Here is a 16,488-nt window from a genome sequence, read left to right on the forward strand (position 1 = left end):
TTCAAGACTCGCCTGTACGCCGCCGATGGGAAGGCGACCTCCCCCCGCGACGAAGGACGACTGATGCAGCGCACCCCGCGCCAATGGGGCGCCGACAAGCGCTCCGCCCCGCACCCGCTCGTTCCGCCACCCGTCACCGAGGGGCGCATCGCCCGCGGCCGGCTCGCGATCGTGCTGACCATCACGGTCTGGGCCGCCTACATCATCAACACCATCATCCAGCAGTTCATCGCCGGCCACGCCAGCAGCGCGCGGCTGGTCATCGAGGCGATCGTGTACATGGTCGTCGTCACCGGCCTGGCCGCGTCGGCCACGGCGTACCTGATCACCCGGATCGGCTTCTTCTACCGCAGCCGCTCACACCACCGGGCGCCACGGATCGTGCTGGACAACTTCCTGGCCGGCGAGACGCCGTCGATGACCGTGCTCGTGCCCTCGTACCAGGAGGACGAGCGGGTCATCCGGACCACGCTGCTCACCGCGGCCCTGCAGGAGTACCCGGGCCTGCGGGTGACGCTGCTCATCGACGACCCGCACGAGCCGAAGACGCGAAACGCCCGCGACCTGCTCGTGGCCGCCCGCGCGCTGCCCGGCGCCATCGAGGCCGAGCTGGCCGTGCCGTTCGGGCGGGTGAGCGGCGCGTACGAAAGGTTCAAGCAGTCCCTCGACGAGCGCGACGAACGGATCGCCGCGGTCGACGACATGCGCGAGCTGGCCGACGAGTACCGGTTCGCCGCCGGCTGGCTCTTCGGGCTGGGCCGCCGCCAGGAGATGGTCGACCACACCGACACGTTCTTCGTCGAGCACATCGTCAACGCGCTGGCCGAGGACCTGGGCCGGATCGCCGAGGCGCTGGAGGACGGCGCCGACGACCGGACCGCGCTGCCCGTCGAGCGGCTGGCGCAGCTGTACAAGCGGCTGCTCGCCACCTTCGACGCCACCGTGACCAGCTTCGAGCGCAAGCGGTACGTCTCGCTGTCCAGCGAGCCGAACAAGGCGATGAACCTGAACAGCTACATCGGCCTGATGGGCGGCGGCTTCCAGGAGGTGGCCACCCCGCTCGGCGTCGCCCTGGTGCCGGCCGCGCCCGGCCGGGGCGAGCTGACCATCCCCGACCCCGACTACGTGCTGACCCTGGACGCGGACAGCGTGCTGCTGCCCGAGTACGCGCTGCGCCTGGTGCACCTGCTCGAACAGGGCGCGCACGAGAAGGTCGCGGTGGCACAGACGCCGTACAGCGCGTACCCCGGCTCGGCGTCGCGGATCGAGCGCATCTCCGGCGCCACCACCGACATCCAGCACATCGTCCACCAGGGCATGACCCACTACGACGCCACGTTCTGGGTGGGCGCCAACGCGGTCATCCGCAAGAAGGCCCTGGACGACATCTGCGAGGTCGCCTACGAGGGCGACTGGGAGATCCGGCGCTACATCCAGGACCGGACCGTCATCGAGGACACCGAGTCCACCATCGATCTGCGGGTCAACGGCTGGACGCTGTTCAACTACCCGGAGCGGCTGGCCTACAGCGCCACCCCGCCGGACTTCGGCTCGCTGGCCATCCAGCGGCAGCGCTGGGCCAACGGCGGCCTGCTGATCCTCTCCCGGCTGCGCGACCAGCTCCGGACCCACGCCAAGGTGCGGTTCGGCGAGCTGTTCCTGCGGGTGAACTACATGGCCTCCATCTTCTGGAGCTCCGTGTGCCTGGTCGTCATGCTCGCGTACCCGTTCAACGCCGACCTGCTCAACCCGATCCTGCTGCTGGTGTCGGTGCCGTACTTCCTGATGATGAGCGCCGACCTGAAGGCCATCGGCTACAAGCGGTCCGACGTGCTACGCATCTACGGCTTCAACCTGATCCTGTTGCCGGTCAACCTCAGCGGCAGCTTCGCGTCCATCCTGCAACTGCTGACCGGCGAGAAGAGCGCGTTCAAACGTACGCCCAAGGTGCGGAACCGGACGACGGCCGCGACCAGCTACCTGCTCGCCCCACTCGTTCTGGTCGCCCTCTGCGCCTACACGGTCGTCCGCGACGTGCAGCTCGGCCAGTGGGACAACCTGGTCTTCGCCGGCCTCAACCTGGTGCTGTCCACGTACGCGATGGTGGCGTTCGTCGGCGTCGGCAACACCATCGTCGACCTGCTGACCCACCTGCGTTCGTGGCTCTACAAGCCGGTTTCTCAGAAAAAGAAGAAGAAGACGCCGGTCCCGCTGGCCGAGCAGCGCACGACGGCGCCCAACGGCGCGATCGGCGACTGGGCCTCGGTGCTGCACTACCGCGGCGACCGCGGCTCGGCCGGCCAGGTGGCCGTGCGCTCCGCCCAGTCCGGCGCCCGCCGGGCCACGCCGGCCGCGGCCTCCCGGTCGAGCTCGTTCGAGGAGTTCAACTTCTTCACGGTGTTCCAGCCGATCTCCGACCTTGCCACCGGTGACATCGTCGGGTACGAGGCGCTGACCCGGTTCGCCGACGGCAGCAGCCCCGAACGCGGGCTGGAGGCGGCGCAACTGGCCGGCCGCGGCATCGACCTCGACGCCGCCCTGGTCCGGGCCGCCCTGGCCAGCGCGGACGCCCTGCCCGAGGGGGTGTGGCTGTCGGTCAACATCTCGGCCGACCTGCTCCGCCGCCCGCGCGAACTGGCGCCCCTGCTGGCCGAGAGCTCCCGGCCCCTGGTCCTGGAGGTGGCCGAGGCCGACGCTTCGGAGTTGGCGGAGCTGCCCGACGGCGTACGCATCGCGGTCGACGACGCCGGCGCCGGCTACGACAGCCTGGCCCGGATGGAGTCGCTGAAGCCCGGCTTCCTCAAGCTGAACCGGGCCGCCCTGGCCGGCGTCGAGAAGGAGGGCGCTCGCCGGGCGTCGATCCGGGCCCTGGTCGCGTTCGCCGGCGAACACGACTGCACGGTCATCGCCGAGGGCATCGAGTCCGAGCAGCAACGCGACGCGCTCGCCGAGTGCGGCGTCCCCTTGGGGCAGGGCTTCTACCTGGGCCGCCCGGTCCCGATCGAGCGCGCCCTGGCCGACGCCACCGCCCGCTGACCCGGTGCCGGGCCGGCCCCGAGCCGGCCCGGCACACTCAGCGTGCGCGACCTTGGCGGTGTCGGTCTGAAGCCGGCGCCGCGCTTCACCTCAGGCCGGAGGAAGCTTCACCTCAGGCCGGAGGAAGCGGCGTGCCGCACGAGCGTGCCCAGAACGCGGGCGGAGTCGCTGATCCGGCCGAAATGCGAACCGGCGTTGCCGTCCAGATACGTCGCCGGGATCGGGACCTCCTCGATCCGCCGCCCGGCCGCGACCACGGTCAGCAGCACATTCATCTCGTACTCGAAACGCTCACCCGGCACTTTCAGCAAAGTGCCGAGAAGATCAGCCGGGTACGCCCGCAGCCCCGTCTGGGTGTCCGCGACGGCGCGCCCGGTGACGCCCCGGAAGAGCAGATCGGTGACGACGTTGCCGAGCCGGCTGCGCAGCGGCATCCGCCCGAACGGCCGCGCGCCGAGCACCACACTTCCCCGCCCGGCCCGCGCGGCCACCGCCCCGATGTCGGCAGCCCGATGTTGGCCGTCGCCATCCGCGGTCACCACGTCACGTCCGTCGGCCACCCGGCCTTCGACCACGCGGCCTTCAGCCACGCGGCCTTCAGCCACCGCGCGGAAGCCGGTTTTCAGGGCCGCGCCTTTGCCGCGGTTGACCGGGGAGCGGAGCACGGTGCAGCCGCGCTCACGTACATCGGCCAGCAGTTTGTCGGCCGAGGGGCCGCTGCCGTCATCGACGATGAGCACATCTTCGGGCGCCGGCCCGTCCGCCAGCAGATCATCGAGGAGGGCGGTCAGCCGCTCCCCCGGCCGATGCACGGGAATCAGGACCATCGGCCATGCCTGCTCGCTCATGCCGCCTTTCGTACCCTGCCGCCTTCGTACCCGAAACGGGGCCGCCGCCTCACGTGCCCCATCTCACCCGTTCGGCCGGTTATCTCCCCCGCGCCATTCGCCTGGTCAGGGCCACCATCCGGCGCTCGCGGCGCAGCAGCGTGTCGCCGCGCCGGGCGCCCAGGAAGCCGAGCCGGGCGGCCAGCAGCAGACCCCGGTCGCCGGCCTCCTCGCCACCCACCGCCGGCACGTCGACCAGGGCGTCCCCGCGCAGCCCGAGCACCTTGCCGACCAGGAAGCGCACGCGCGGCAGATGCCAGGCGTGCGAGACCAGACCCAGGGGGTACGCCGGACCGAACGGCCGCTCGCCCAGCAGCCCGTCCCGCGCCGTGTGCAGCAGGTTCTCCAGGGTGCTCCGGGAGCGCGTCTCGGCGTGCAGGTCGGCCCGATCACCGAGCCCCGAGGCCAGCGCGGCGCGCAGCATCAGGTCGCCCTCGCGCGCTCCGGCGGGCGGCGCGGCGGCGCCCTCACTGGCCTCGGGCCAGCCCCCCGTGAAGACGACCGTGGGGCGCGCCGACGCGTGCTCCATGACGTATTCCACGGCCGCGGCCACCCGCGCGGCCCCGCTCGCGGTCAGCGCCCAGCCGTCACCCGTCCGGACCACCCCGCGCCCGAACACCAGCAGAACCCCCGCCGACGCCACCAGCCGATACAACCTCATCGACCGTGATGAACACCAACCCGGGCAGCCCTTTGCCGGGCGGCCTACCGTGGAACCATGTTCCTCATCTTCGGTCTCCGCACCTCCGACCACCGCCTGGGCGTCCGCACCATGCTCTGCGACGTCTGCGGCCACACCGCGGCGCAGGGCCTGGTCAAGCGGACCACGAAGTTCTCGCTCTTCTTCATCCCGCTGTTCCCGGTGAAGCGCCCGACCTATTTCCGCGAGTGCACCCACTGTGGCGCGGCCCGCCACCTCGACGACCGTCACGTGGCTTCGCTGCTCGCCTGAACAGGGCCTCAGCCCACCAACCGCGCTTCGCTGCTCGCCCGCACAGGGCCTCAGCCCACCACCGTGCTTCGCTGCTGGCCTGAACAGGCCTCAGCCCACCACCGTCGCCGGCGCGGGCTGAGGCTCTCTTGGCTCAGACCTCAGACCTCAGCCCACTGCCGTCGCCGGCCCGGCCTCGCCGGGGCCTGGCTCTTGGCTCAGACCTCCGCCGGCCGCTGTCGCCGTCGCCGTCTCGGCCTCGCCGGGCCGCGGGCGCAAGGCCACCGTCGCCGCCAGGGCGATCAGCGCCAGCCCGAGCAGCAGCGTCCGCACGCCGGGCCAGGGACTGTCCGGGAACTGGCTGGTGTCGCGCAGCGGCCACGGCATCCAGGCGAGCGCGTTGTGCACCAGGGCGCCCACCCCGAAGCCGTCGTCGTCGGTCAGGAACAGGACCAGGCCCTGGTAGAGACGACCGACCGGCACCACGGCCAGGACGGCGCCGAGCGCGGCCACCACGAGCGCGGGCACGAGGTGCCGGGTCGCGGCCAGGCGGTGGGCCAGGGCGGCGCCGACCGGCCAGCCGGCGATCAGGCCGACGAGCAGGCCGCCCAGGACCAGCGGGAGGTACGAGGCGGGGCGGACCGGGTAGCCCAGGACCGCCACCGAATGATTCTCGTCGGGGTAGCCCTCGACCGAGACGCGGAGGTCGCCGGACTGGGCCCAGAAGCCCCACTGGTCGAGGTCGCGGTGCTGGTCGATCGCGGTGACATCCCAGCCCGCGGCGGCCAGGCGCTGGTGGATCGCCCACACTTCCGGCTCGATCGGGGTCGCGGTGCCCAGGCGTTCGGTGATAGCCAGCGAGAAGCGGTCGCCTTCGAGCACGTCGGGGCGGGCCGAGGCGCCCAGGATCTGGGGGACCAGCGGGGCCGGGGCCGGCAGGGCCGGGTGGGCCTGCTCGCCGGCGAAGGAGCCCACGGCCAGGCCGACGGCGCCGCCGGCCAGCATGACGAACGCGGCGACGAGGGCGCCGAGCGGCCACCGGACGGGGAGCCGGAAGCGTTCGCGCACGCCGTCGACGACCAGGCGGAGGCGATCGGCCCGGGTCGGACGGCCGTCGGTCATCTCGGCCAGCGTGGTGAGCAGCTCGGCCCCGTGGCGGCGGCGCAGGCGGGCCGGATAGGCGGCCAGAAGCATCGTAGAGGAAAGCACGCGGCACACCGTACGGGCGACGAGATATAACGTCAACCGGACTATGGTCAGGGCTGCTTGGCCCAGCCGTCGCACTCGCTGGCGAACAGCAGCACGGTAGTCCGCGCCCGCGAGGCTGCCGTGCCGCCGCCCGGAACGCCCTCATGTCCGGAAGCTGCAACCACTCACCACGTCAGCGGCCGCGAGGACCTCGCCGACCTCGATGGCCAGCAGGGCGGGATGCACCTCGGGGCCGGGCGCGTCGCCCGGCTCGCTGCGGGTGCCGTGCCAGATCGGGCGGTGCCACGGGCGTTGCGGCGGGCCCCAGCGGGCGGGCGACATCGGGCCGAAGAGGGTCACCGAGGGCGTCCGGTACGCCGAGGCGAGATGCGCGACACCGGTGTCACCGCTGACCACCAGGCGGGCCCGGGCGACCAGGGCGGCCAGCTCGGCGAGACCGGTCGCCGGCACGGCCGCTGCCCCGAGACCGGCCAGCGAGGCCACCCGCAGGGCCAGACCGCGCTCGGCCGCCGAGCCGGTCACCAGCACACGGTGCCCGTCGGCGGCGAAGTGACGCGCGACCGCGGCGTAGCGACCAACCGGCCACCGGCGGGAAGGCGACTTCGCCCCGGGGTGGATGATCGTGACACCGGCGGGGACCTCGGCCTCCGGCGTCGCGAGCCCCAGGTCCGACGGGTCGGCCGGCACCCCGTGATGACGCAACAATCGGCACCAGCGGGCGACCTCGTGCTCCTCGTCATTCCACTGAGGACCGCCATCGGCCTCGAACGCCCACAGTTCCCCGGGGGCAGCGGTTCGCAGCAGGCGGTGCGACTCGGGGCCGCGACCGTGCAGGTTGACCGCGATCCGCGGCCGCACCGGCCAGTCGACCGGCTGGTCCAGGCCGTTCACCGGCACGACCCGGGTGACGCCGCCGATCAGGTCGATCAGCGGCGTCAGCCAGGCCGGCGCGGCCAGCGCCAGCGGCTCGTCCGGGAAGGCGCGCCGCAGGCCACGCAGGGCGGGGACGCCGGTGGCCAGATCGCCGACGCCCAGGGCCCGGAGGGCGAGGATCACGGGTACGAGGTCTCCGTCTCGGCCGCGATGACGAGTTCGCGTACGGCACAGCCGGGCGGCTGCCGCAGCGCGAACAGGATGGCCGCGGCCACGTTCGCCGGGTCGTTGAGGATCGCGTCGGGGCCGGGCTTGTACCGGTCCTCGCGCTCGTCGAAGAAGCGCGTACGCATGCCGCCCGGAATGACCAGCGTGACGTTCACCTGCCCGGCGAGTTCCGCCGAGAGCGACCGGGTGAAGCCGACCACGCCGAACTTCGCCGCGCAGTACGCCGTGGCGTCGCCGACCGCCTTGACGCCCAGCGTGGAGGCGACCGTGACGACGCCGCCGTGCGACTCCTTCAGCGCGGGCAGCGCCGCCCGCACCACCGCGGCCGTGCCGAGCAGGTTGATCGCGACGATCTGGTCCCAGGTCTCGCCGGGGATGTCGCCGAGCGCGCCGGGCACGTCCATGCCCGCCGCCGTGACCACGCCGTCGATCCGCCCGCCGGCCTGCTCGATCGCCTGGCCGGTGGCGGCCTCGGCGGCCCGCGTGTTCCCCAGGTCGCACTCGATCCAGGGGACGTCCACGGCCGGCTTCCGCCGGTCCAGCACGTACGGCCGGCCGCCCTCCTTCAGCACCGCGTCGACCACGGCGGCGCCCAGGCCGCTGGAGCCGCCGGTGACGATCACTGCGTCCATGCTCATGTCTCTCCTCACGCTGTGGCGGCCCGTGCCGCCTCGATGGTCCGGGTGGTGGATCGGCCGTCCAGGTACGGCACGATGACGGTCTGCCCGCCCCAGCGCCGCACCAGTTCGGCCTCGGGCAGTTCGGGTCCGCCGTCGGCGTAGTCGCCGCCCTTGACCCAGACGTCCGGGCGCAGCCAGGCCAGGACGGCCTCGGGCGTCGGCTCGTCGAATACGACGACCGCGTCGACGCAGTCCAGCGCGGCGATCAGACGGCTCCGGTCGGTCTCGGCGGTCAGCGGCCGGTCCGGGCCCTTCAACCGGCGTACGGAGTCATCGCTGTTCAGGCACACAATGAGGCAGTCGCCGAGGGTACGGGCGGCGCGAAGGGTGGCCAGGTGCCCGACGTGCAGCAGGTCGAAGCAGCCACCGGTGGCGACGATCGTGCCGCCCTTGTCGCGGACCTCACGGATGAGCCGCCCGGCCGCCTCGGTGCCGATGCGCTCCGGCCCGTACCGATCGGCCGGCTCGTCGGGCGTACCGGAGATCGCCGCCGACGCCCCACCGGCCGCGACGAACGCGCTGGCCGCCCGCACGGCCTGTTGAACCGCCACGGACACCAGCGCGCCACGCGACAGGGCCAGCGCCGCGGTCGCGGCGAACCGGTCCCCCGCCCCGCACGTGTCACCGTCGGACATGGCCGGCGCCGGCACCACCAGCGGCGTCGGGCCCGAGTGACACAGCACCGCGCCGTCCGCGCCGCAGGTGATCGCCACCGCCCCGGCCCGCCAGCGTTGCCGCAGCGTGTGCCCGGCCCGCTGGGCGGTGGACAGGGTGGAGCCGTTGCCGGCGTCCTCGGTGAGCTTGCGGACCTCGGCGAGGTTTGGTGTCACGAGACGGACGTCGGGGACCGGCGGCGGGCCGTTGGGGTGCGGGTCCCACACGATCGGCGCCCGGGTCGCGGTCAGCGCCCGGCGCACCGACGGCTCGGCCGCCACGCCCCGGCCGTAGTCGCTGACCAGAATCGCCTTGGCCTCGCGGAGCAGATCTTCCACCGCCTCGGTGGCCGCGCCGGGCGGGCGCGGCGTGCCACCGCGGTCCCACCGGAGGAGCACCTGGCCACCGGCGAGCAGGCGGATCTTCTCGGCGGTGGCGCCGGGCAGCGGCAGCGCGTACACGTCGATCCCCGCCTCGCTGAGCAACTCGCTCAGCCGGGCGCCGCCCGCGTCGTCGGCCAGGGCGGTGATCAGCGCGACCTTGTGGCCGTCACGGGCCGCCAGCAGCGCGGCCAGACCGGCGCCACCGGGCCGCTCGCGGACCTCGTCCTCGTCCAGCACGGGCGCCGGGGCGTCCGGCGCGATGCGGCGCACGCTGCCCTCGACGTCGCGGTCGAGCAGGGTGTCACCGACGATGATCAGATCGGGTTTCATACGGCGACTCGCATCTCCTGGTCTCGCCTTTCCTCGTCGGCGCGCACCGCGGGCAGCGCGCGGTCGATGTACTCGCAGAGCAGGTGGACCGAGACCAGGTGCAGCTCCTGCACCACCTGGCTGTCCGGCGACGGGCAGTGCAGGGTCTCGTCGCAGTGGTCGGCCAGCGGGCTCGGTCCGGCGCCGGCCATCGCCCAGGTACGCAGCCCGCACTCGCGCCCGGCCCGGGCCGCGGCGACCAGGTTGCGGCTGCGGCCGCTGGTCGACATCAGCAGCAGCACGTCGCCCGGCCGGCCGTGCGCTCGCACCTGGCGGGCGAACACCTCGTCGAAGCCGTAGTCGTTGCTGATCGCGGTGACCGCGGACGAGTCCGGGGTGAGCGCGATCGCCGACAGCGGCCGCCGCTCGGTGCGCAGCCGGCCGACCAGTTCGGCCGCCAGGTGCTGGGCCTCGGCCGCGCTGCCGCCGTTGCCCGCGACGAGCAGCCGGCCGCCGGTGCCGAGGTGCTGGGCGAGCAGTCCGCCCCAGCGGGCCAGCAGGCCGGCCCGGGACCGGAACGGCTCGATGGCCGCGGCCAGCCCGTCCAGGTGTTGGTCGAGGGGCTCGCTCATGCGACCACCTCGGCCGCCGTCGGCGCCGCGGCCGCTGACCGGCCCGCAGCCGTCGCCGCGGCGACACCGGTGACGCCGGCGTACATCATGGCCAGGCGCGCCGCGACCCGCTCCCAGCTGTAGCACTGGACGGCCCGGTCGGCGGCCGCGGCCGAGTACTCGGTGCGGCGGACGTCGTCGGTCAGCAGGCGGCGCAGCGCCGAGCTGATCGCGGCCGGGTCGCGGGCCGGCACCAGGTCACCGGTGACACCGTCGACCACCGTGTCGAGCAGGCCGCCGACCGCGGTGGCCACGACCGGCACGCCGCAGGCCATCGCCTCGAGCGCGGTCAGCCCGAACGGCTCGTACCAGGGTGTCGCGGCGACCACGTCGGCGGAGCGGTACCAGGCCGGCATGTCCTCCGGTGACACGGCGCCGACGAGCCGTACCCGGTCGGCGACCCGGTTGGACTCGGCGGCCCGGCGCAGCCGCCGCACGTATGGATCACCGTCCATCTCGGACGGTGGTGGCCCGCCGACCACGACCAGCTCGGCGCCGGGCACCGCGGGCAGCGCGCGGATCAGGTCCTCGACGCCCTTGCGCTCGACCAGCCGGCCGACCGTCAGGACGCGCGTCCGGTCCTTGGCGAAGGCCGGGCCGTCGGGCCGGAACCGGGCCTGGTTCACCCCGGACGGGATCAAGGTCATGCGATGCCGGGGTACGCCGAGCCGGATCAGCTCGTTCATCTCGTCGGTGCACTGCACGACGACCCGGTCGACGGCCCGGCCGAGCGCCCGCTCGTAGCCGATCCGGCCGGGCGGGCTGCTGTCCGCCGCGCCCTGGTGCCGCTTCTTGACCGCCCCGAGCGCGTGGTAGGTCTGCACCACCGGCACGCCACAGGCCCGGCCGGCGGTGACCGCGGCCAGCCCGCTCATCCAGAAGTGCGCATGGGCCACGTCGGGCCGCCCGTTGCCACGCCAGTCCGCGGCCATCCACTCGGCGAAGGCGCCCATGTGCGGCAGCAGGTCGTCCTTGGGCAGCGTGACCGGCGGGCCGGCCGGCACGTGCACCACGTCGACCCCGCCGGTCAGCGGCGCGACCTCGGGCAGGCCCGGGTCGTCACGCCGGGTGTAGACACGAACCTGATGTCCGTCGCCGGCCAGGGCCGCGGCCAGTTCGGCCACGTGGGTGTTCTGGCCGCCCGCGTCCACGCCACCCAGGGTGGCCAACGGGCTGGCATGTTCCGAGATCATCGCGATCCGCATGTTTCCTCCTCCAGGAGCCGGTCCCAGTCCGCCAGGAACCGGTCCAGGCCGTACCGGGCGAGGGCCACCTGCCGGGCGCGTGCGCCCAGCCGGCGGGCCTCGTCGTGGTCGTCGATCAGCCGCCGCGCGGCCTCGATCAGGGTGGTGACGTCGGTGGCGAGCACGCCGGCGTCCGGCGGGACGGCGGCCACCGCCTCGGTGGTGGCCAGGGCGATCACCGGCATGCCCATCTGCATGGCCTCGATCAGGCTGAGCCCGAGCGAGGTCCAACGGCAGAGGTGCAGGTACGCCCGGCGCTGGGCGACCAGCCGGTGCATCTCGTGCTGGGGCGGGTCGTCGTACGCGCGTACCCGATCGCTGTCGAGGCCCTTGACCCCCATGCCGAACACGTCGAGCGGAGCGACCTGGGCGAAGCGCGGATACAGGTCGGTGCCGGTGACCCGCCGCCGCCGGATCGGCTCGTTGGTGACCACGGCCAGGCGGTCCAGCTCACCGGTCCAGCGCGCGGCCGGCTCGACGATGCCGTGCTCGACGACCGTGGTGCGGGTGCCGCCGACATCCCAGAACAGGTCGTTGAAGTGGGTCACGTGCGCGACGATCAGGTCGTCCCGGTCGGCCATCGGGTGCCGGGTGTCCGGGACGTCGCCCTTCGGCGTGTTGTGCTCGACGTAGATCTTCCGCAAACGCCCGGGCAGCCGGTCGAGTTCCGCCGGCCGCTGCACGATGGCCACGTCGGCGTCCACGTCACCGATGTCATCGAGCGGCACCTCCTCGACCGTGTCCGGCCAGTCGAACGTCTGGGCCCGGCCCCTCCCCCACGCGTCGCGCTGATCGTTGACCGGCACGAGATAGCGATGCTTGCCCTGGACGAACGCGGTCGTCCAGGAGCCGTGCACATGCCAGAGCAGGATGTTCACGCGGCGACCTCCAGCCGGGGCGCGAGCAGCCGGACGGCGGCAAGCACCTGAACAGGTTCAACAGCGGACAGACAGGGATGCCCCGGTACGGGACAGCTGGTGACACGGGTGTCACGACAGGGCGCGTCCGGGATCCCCAGCCGGACGACCGGCACCCGGTAGGGCGCCCAACGTCCATAGGGGACGGTCGGCGCGAAGAGGCTGACGACCGGGGTGCCGACGGCGGCGGCCAGGTGGGCCGGGCCGGTGTTGGCGACGACCGCGCAGCGCGCCCCGGCGAGGACGCCCGCCAGCTCGGCGAAGGAGGTCGGGCCGGCGTCCTCGGCCACGGTTCCGGCCACGTACGCGGCCAGCTCCCGCTCCCCCGGCCCGCCGGTGACCACGACCCGGTGCCCGTCCGCGGCGAGCGCGGCGACGATCTCGCGCATCCGCTCCGGCGGGCAGGCCCGCGCCTCCACACTGGCGCCGGGATGAACAACGACGTAGTCCCGCGGGCACGTGGCCAGAGTGGGCACCGATGCGAGGGCCGCCGGGTAGGGCCGACCACTGTGGCGGGGTAGCTGGCATGAGCGGGGGTGAGTGGGCACCTCCACCCCCGACGGGGAAAGCGCATCCGTGCCCACTCCGGCGGAGAAGCCGGTGACCATCAGCCGGCCGTCGTCGCCCGGCGGAAGTCCGAAGCCGGCCGCCGCCGCCACGCTGAGTGCCCGCTCGGCCTCCGGAACGTCGTCCCGCACCCGGTGCCGGACGTCCAGCAGTGAGCCCGGGTAATCGTCGCTGATCGCGGTGATCCGGCCGACGCCGGCCAGCCGGAGCAACAGGGCCAGCGGCAGCGCGGACTGGTGGTAGGACGTGAAGACGACCGCCTCGGAGGCGCCGGTCTCCCGCAACCGGCCGGTCAGCGCCGCGATGTCCGACGGGTCGACCGGCCCGGGTTCAGGGTCGATCCAGGGCAGCGGCCACTCCACGATCTCGTCCACGCCGGGCAGCAGGTCGGCCGCCGCCCGGCCGCGTGGCCCGCAGAGCAGAACCACCCGCTCGGCGCCGTCCGCCACGGCCCGGATGGCCGGCCCGGTGACCAGCACGTCGCCGGCCGAATCAGACCTGACGACCAGGACGGTCCCGGCACGTGCCGGGTCCAGCGCGGTGACGGAACGTGTCGGCCGGGTGCTGGGCGTGACGAGGGTCTGCCGCTCGAGGATCAGGGCGACCGCCGCGGCCAGATCGGGGGCGACGGCCGGGGCGGCGGCCACCTCTTCGGGCCGGGTGACCGGGGTGGGCACGAGGATGCCGGTCGCGCCGGCCGCCTGCGCCGCGATCATGTCCCGGCCGATGTCACCGATGACAACGCAGCGTTCCGGTGTGGTGCCCAGCGCGGCTGCGGCCGCCGAGACCAAGCCGGGCGCGGGCTTGCGGCAGGTGCAGCCGGCCTGGTCGTCGTGCGGGCACACCTGCCAGGTGTCGAAGGGTCCCAGCAACTCCTCGACGCGACGGTTCACGGCAGCCAGTTGCTCCGCGGTGAAGCGCCCCCGGGCCAGCCCGGACTGGTTGGTCACCACACCCAGGCGCAGGCCGGCCGCGCGCAGGCGGTCCAGGGCCTCGCGCGCCCCAGGCATCGGTGCGACCAGCGACGGATCGCCGTTGTAGGGCACATCCACGACGATGGTTCCGTCGCGATCGAGAAGAACCGCGTCGAACAACGGCGCGCTCATCGAGAATCCTCCGAAGAGCGAGACCGAGCGCCGCGGACAGCAGCACCTCGGCCGGCAATGGCCGATGGTCGGGAAGCGGTTCGGGAGCGGACGGCGCCGCGGAGCCAGTGGAAGATGGCGAGGGGCGGGATCGCCACGCTGGTGGCCACCATGGTCGCTACCTCGCGGGGGTCGCGGGGGCCGGGGAGGATCCGGGCGGCGGCGAACTCGGCCGTGCCGGTGGCCCAAGCCGCGCCGAGGAGGAGCGACGTTTTCCGGAATCCGGCGAGGCGGCTCACGGCGGCGCCGAGGCCGGCGGCGGTGATGAGGGCGTGCCGGTGCCGCCGCCCGGGCGGGATCGCCAGCAGCTCGCGCCACCGCGGGCCGTAGAGGCGCCGGAGCAGGGCGTCGTCGCCGTTGCCGAGTTGGGTGCGCAGGCTCACCCAGGTGCTCTCCGGCCGGACCGGGTGGGTGACCCGCCGCCGGCCGCGGTGCAGGGTCCAGCCCTGCTCGCGTACCCGATGGGCCAGCTCCGCATCCTCGCGGAAGGCGCGCGGGAAGCGTTCGTCGAATCCTCCCGTGCGCTCCAGCGCCGTCCGCCGATAGGCCATGTCCGCGGTGAGCCAGGCGCCGTCGGCGAGGCCGGCCGTGACGCGTTCCCAGTCGGTCGGCCGCCGGTCCGCGGGTAGTGGGACGTCCAGGTTGCCCTGCACCCCGCCGGTGGTGGCATCGGCGGCGATCAGGTCGTCCGCGAGCGCCTCCCACCAGCCGTCGCCGGGCACCACGTCGTCGTCGAGGAACGCGACCCACTCGTGCCGCGCGGCCCGCCAGCCGATGTTGCGCGCGGCGGCCGGGCCGCCACCCGGACCCGCCAGGACCTTGACGTCGACGTCCGCCGGAAGATCCAGCGGCCGGGTCTGATCGGTGCGGTCGTCGACCACGATGATCTCGACCGAGACCGCCGGCGAGGAAGCCGAGACCGTAGCCCCCGACGAAGAACCCGAGACCGACACTGCCGGCGAAGAACCCGAGACCGGAACCGCCGGCGAAGAAGCCGCAGCCGAAACCCCCGGCGTAGAGGCCGAGGCCGAGGCCGCCGGTGAAAGAGCCGAGGACAGCGCCGACAGGAGGGTGCGCAGGCTGGGCCGGCCCACCGTCGGGATGACCACGCTGACCCCGGTCACGCCGCGAACGCCTTGCCTCGGTGCACCGCGAACGGGCCCAGGGCCAGCAGGTCGACCGGCGCCGAGCCGAACAGCTCCATCGCCTCGCGCGGCGTGTCCACCATCGGCCGCCCGGCCGTGTTCAGCGACGTGTTGACCACCACCGGCAGCCCGGTGAGTTTCTCGAACTCGGCCAGCATGGCCGCGACCAGCGGCTCGGAGTCCTGGTGGACGGTCTGCACCCGCGCGGTCCCGTCGACGTGCGTCACCGCGGGAATGCGGTCGCGCCAGGCCGGGCGGACGTTGTGCACGAAGAGCATGTACGGGCTCGGGTAGACGCCTTCGAAGATGTCGGCGAAGCGTTCGGCCCGGACCATCGGCGCGATCGGCCGGAACTGCTCGCGGCCCTTGACGTCGTTCATCCGGGTCTGTGTGTCCGCGTCGCCGGGGTGGGCGAGCAGCGACCGGTGGCCGAGCGCCCGCGGCCCGTACTCGCTGCGGCCCTGGTACCAGGCGACGATCCCGTTGGCCGCGAGCACCTTCGCGGCCTCTTCGGCGATGGACGCGGGCCGGGTGTACGGCAGGCCGGCCCGCCGGAGCTCGGCTTCGAGGGCCTCGTCGCTCCAGCCGCGACCGAGCGCCGCCGTGCCGAACGGCACCGGCTCCCCGGTGACCGCGAGCGCCGCGCCCAGGGCGGTGCCGGCGTCGCCGGCCGCGGGCTGCACCCAGACCCGCTCGAACGGGCCCTCGGCGGCGATGCGGGCGTTGGCCACGCAGTTGAGCGCGGTGCCGCCGGCCATGGTCAGGGTGGGCGGGGCGCCGGCCGCCTCGTACGTCCACCGGGCGAGGTCGAGGATGACCTCTTCGAGCCGGGTCTGCACGCTCGAGGCGAGGTCGGCGTGCGTGTCGGTCATCTCCTCGGACGCGCCGCGGGGCTTGGCCATCGCCGCCCAGTCGATCCGGTCGACCTGGAAGCCGCCGTCGCCGGTCGGGCGCACCAGCTCGCGGAACAGCGACAGGAAACGTGGTTTGCCGTAGGACGCGAGGGCCATCACCTTGTACTCGTCGCTGGAGTGCAGGAAGCCCAGGTGCCGCGTGAGGTCCTCGTAGAGCAGGCCGAGGGAGTGCGGCAGTTCCTGCGTACGCAGAACCGAAAGCTCTCCGCCCCGATAGGCCCCGGCCAGGTGACCGGCGACCTCCCCGCGCCCGTCGAGGACGAGCACCGCGTTGTCCTCGGGCACCGACAGCCCGGCCGACGCGGCGTGCGCGACGTGGTGCGGCACGAACCGCACGATCGCCGGGTCGAGCCCGGGCAGCGCCGCCGCGAGGAACTGCGGCGCCCGCCGCGCGTAGTCGAGCCGCAGGTGGTCCCACGGATCGTCAAGGCCCAGTGACTTGGCGTCACGGGAGAGGCCGGGGTCGAAGGAGTACGCGACCGCGTCCAGGTCGTCCGGACGTAACCCGGCCTCCTCCAGACACCAGGCGGCGGCCAGCTCGGGCAGTTCCCAAGCGGCGAACGGCACCGGTCGTTTGCCGTGCTTACGGCGGCTGAATCGCTCTTCCTCGGCGGCCGCCACCACCCGCCCGTCGACCACGAGCGCGGCCGCCGGGTCGTGGAAGATCGCATTGACACCCAGAACTCGCATGGCCC

Annotated in this window: 14 protein-coding genes; 2 read left to right on the top strand and 12 right to left on the bottom strand. The window is 73.5% G+C overall.

The genetic code is table 11. The features are described 5' to 3' along the window. The first annotated feature begins 63 nt into the window (after nt 1-63). Complete coding sequence (locus tag AB0O15_RS12850; protein ID WP_364317819.1) at nt 64-3,036, top strand: EAL domain-containing protein; 2,973 nt, start codon at nt 64-66, stop codon at nt 3,034-3,036. A gap of 107 nt (nt 3,037-3,143) precedes the next feature. Here AB0O15_RS12850 and AB0O15_RS12855 read toward each other — a convergent pair whose 3' ends face one another. After that, nucleotides 3,144-3,884, bottom strand: coding sequence for a glycosyltransferase family 2 protein (locus AB0O15_RS12855; protein WP_364317821.1), 741 nt, complete (start codon nt 3,882-3,884; stop codon nt 3,144-3,146). Nucleotides 3,885-3,963: 79 nt separating this feature from the next. Beyond that, on the bottom strand, nt 3,964-4,584 hold the full coding sequence (locus AB0O15_RS12860) for an ElyC/SanA/YdcF family protein (protein WP_364317823.1): 621 nt from the start codon (nt 4,582-4,584) through the stop codon (nt 3,964-3,966). A gap of 57 nt (nt 4,585-4,641) precedes the next feature. Between AB0O15_RS12860 and AB0O15_RS12865 the strand changes: the two genes are divergently transcribed. After that, complete coding sequence (locus tag AB0O15_RS12865; RefSeq protein WP_364317825.1) at nt 4,642-4,875, top strand: zinc ribbon domain-containing protein; 234 nt, start codon at nt 4,642-4,644, stop codon at nt 4,873-4,875. A 147-nt stretch (nt 4,876-5,022) separates the two neighbouring features. Here AB0O15_RS12865 and AB0O15_RS12870 read toward each other — a convergent pair whose 3' ends face one another. From AB0O15_RS12870 to AB0O15_RS12915, 10 genes are all read right to left on the bottom strand, one after another. Continuing rightward, nucleotides 5,023-6,063, bottom strand: coding sequence for a hypothetical protein (locus tag AB0O15_RS12870; RefSeq protein WP_364317827.1), 1,041 nt, complete (start codon nt 6,061-6,063; stop codon nt 5,023-5,025). A 141-nt stretch (nt 6,064-6,204) separates the two neighbouring features. Further along, on the bottom strand, nt 6,205-7,119 hold the full coding sequence (locus tag AB0O15_RS12875; protein ID WP_364317829.1) for a glycosyltransferase family 9 protein: 915 nt from the start codon (nt 7,117-7,119) through the stop codon (nt 6,205-6,207). Then, nucleotides 7,116-7,796, bottom strand: a complete 681-nt coding sequence (locus tag AB0O15_RS12880; protein ID WP_364318134.1) for an SDR family oxidoreductase — start codon at nt 7,794-7,796, stop codon at nt 7,116-7,118. Before AB0O15_RS12880 ends, AB0O15_RS12875 begins: the two co-directional genes overlap by 4 nt. Nucleotides 7,797-7,810: 14 nt before the next feature. After that, nucleotides 7,811-9,211, bottom strand: a complete 1,401-nt coding sequence (locus AB0O15_RS12885) for a PfkB family carbohydrate kinase (RefSeq protein ID WP_364317831.1) — start codon at nt 9,209-9,211, stop codon at nt 7,811-7,813. Then, the gene (locus AB0O15_RS12890; protein ID WP_364317833.1) at nt 9,208-9,822 is read right to left on the bottom strand and encodes an SIS domain-containing protein; all 615 of its coding nucleotides are present in this window, start codon (nt 9,820-9,822) and stop codon (nt 9,208-9,210) included. Before AB0O15_RS12890 ends, AB0O15_RS12885 begins: the two co-directional genes overlap by 4 nt. Then, nucleotides 9,819-11,066, bottom strand: coding sequence for a glycosyltransferase (locus tag AB0O15_RS12895; protein ID WP_364317835.1), 1,248 nt, complete (start codon nt 11,064-11,066; stop codon nt 9,819-9,821). The genes AB0O15_RS12890 and AB0O15_RS12895 overlap by 4 nt, the downstream gene beginning before the upstream one ends. Further along, nucleotides 11,051-11,983, bottom strand: coding sequence for a glycosyltransferase (locus AB0O15_RS12900; protein ID WP_364317837.1), 933 nt, complete (start codon nt 11,981-11,983; stop codon nt 11,051-11,053). Before AB0O15_RS12900 ends, AB0O15_RS12895 begins: the two co-directional genes overlap by 16 nt. Beyond that, nucleotides 11,980-13,695, bottom strand: a complete 1,716-nt coding sequence (locus AB0O15_RS12905) for an HAD-IIIA family hydrolase (protein WP_364317839.1) — start codon at nt 13,693-13,695, stop codon at nt 11,980-11,982. Before AB0O15_RS12905 ends, AB0O15_RS12900 begins: the two co-directional genes overlap by 4 nt. Next, nucleotides 13,692-14,858: a glycosyltransferase gene (locus AB0O15_RS12910; protein ID WP_364317840.1), complete on the bottom strand. Its 1,167-nt coding sequence runs from the start codon at nt 14,856-14,858 to the stop codon at nt 13,692-13,694. Before AB0O15_RS12910 ends, AB0O15_RS12905 begins: the two co-directional genes overlap by 4 nt. Then, a complete protein-coding gene (locus AB0O15_RS12915) occupies nt 14,855-16,483 on the bottom strand; it encodes a carbamoyltransferase C-terminal domain-containing protein (protein WP_364317841.1) in 1,629 nt (542 codons plus the stop codon). Before AB0O15_RS12915 ends, AB0O15_RS12910 begins: the two co-directional genes overlap by 4 nt. Nucleotides 16,484-16,488 lie beyond the last annotated feature (5 nt).

Origin of the sequence: Actinoplanes sp. NPDC089786, from assembly GCF_040684855.1 — a bacterium.
Taxonomy (GTDB): Bacteria; Actinomycetota; Actinomycetes; order Mycobacteriales; family Micromonosporaceae; genus Actinoplanes.

Bases quoted from the DNA above. Each gene is read 5' to 3' on its own strand.
- AB0O15_RS12850 (WP_364317819.1), top strand. From the start codon at position 64: ATGCAGCGCACCCCGCGCCAATGGGGCGCCGACAAGCGCTCCGCCCCG.
- AB0O15_RS12855 (WP_364317821.1), bottom strand. From the start codon at position 3,884: ATGAGCGAGCAGGCATGGCCGATGGTCCTGATTCCCGTGCATCGGCCG.
- AB0O15_RS12860 (WP_364317823.1), bottom strand. From the start codon at position 4,584: ATGAGGTTGTATCGGCTGGTGGCGTCGGCGGGGGTTCTGCTGGTGTTC.
- AB0O15_RS12865 (WP_364317825.1), top strand. From the start codon at position 4,642: ATGTTCCTCATCTTCGGTCTCCGCACCTCCGACCACCGCCTGGGCGTC.
- AB0O15_RS12880 (WP_364318134.1), bottom strand. From the start codon at position 7,796: ATGGACGCAGTGATCGTCACCGGCGGCTCCAGCGGCCTGGGCGCCGCC.
- AB0O15_RS12885 (WP_364317831.1), bottom strand. From the start codon at position 9,211: ATGAAACCCGATCTGATCATCGTCGGTGACACCCTGCTCGACCGCGAC.
- AB0O15_RS12890 (WP_364317833.1), bottom strand. From the start codon at position 9,822: ATGAGCGAGCCCCTCGACCAACACCTGGACGGGCTGGCCGCGGCCATC.
- AB0O15_RS12895 (WP_364317835.1), bottom strand. From the start codon at position 11,066: ATGCGGATCGCGATGATCTCGGAACATGCCAGCCCGTTGGCCACCCTG.
- AB0O15_RS12905 (WP_364317839.1), bottom strand. From the start codon at position 13,695: ATGAGCGCGCCGTTGTTCGACGCGGTTCTTCTCGATCGCGACGGAACC.
- AB0O15_RS12915 (WP_364317841.1), bottom strand. From the start codon at position 16,483: ATGCGAGTTCTGGGTGTCAATGCGATCTTCCACGACCCGGCGGCCGCG.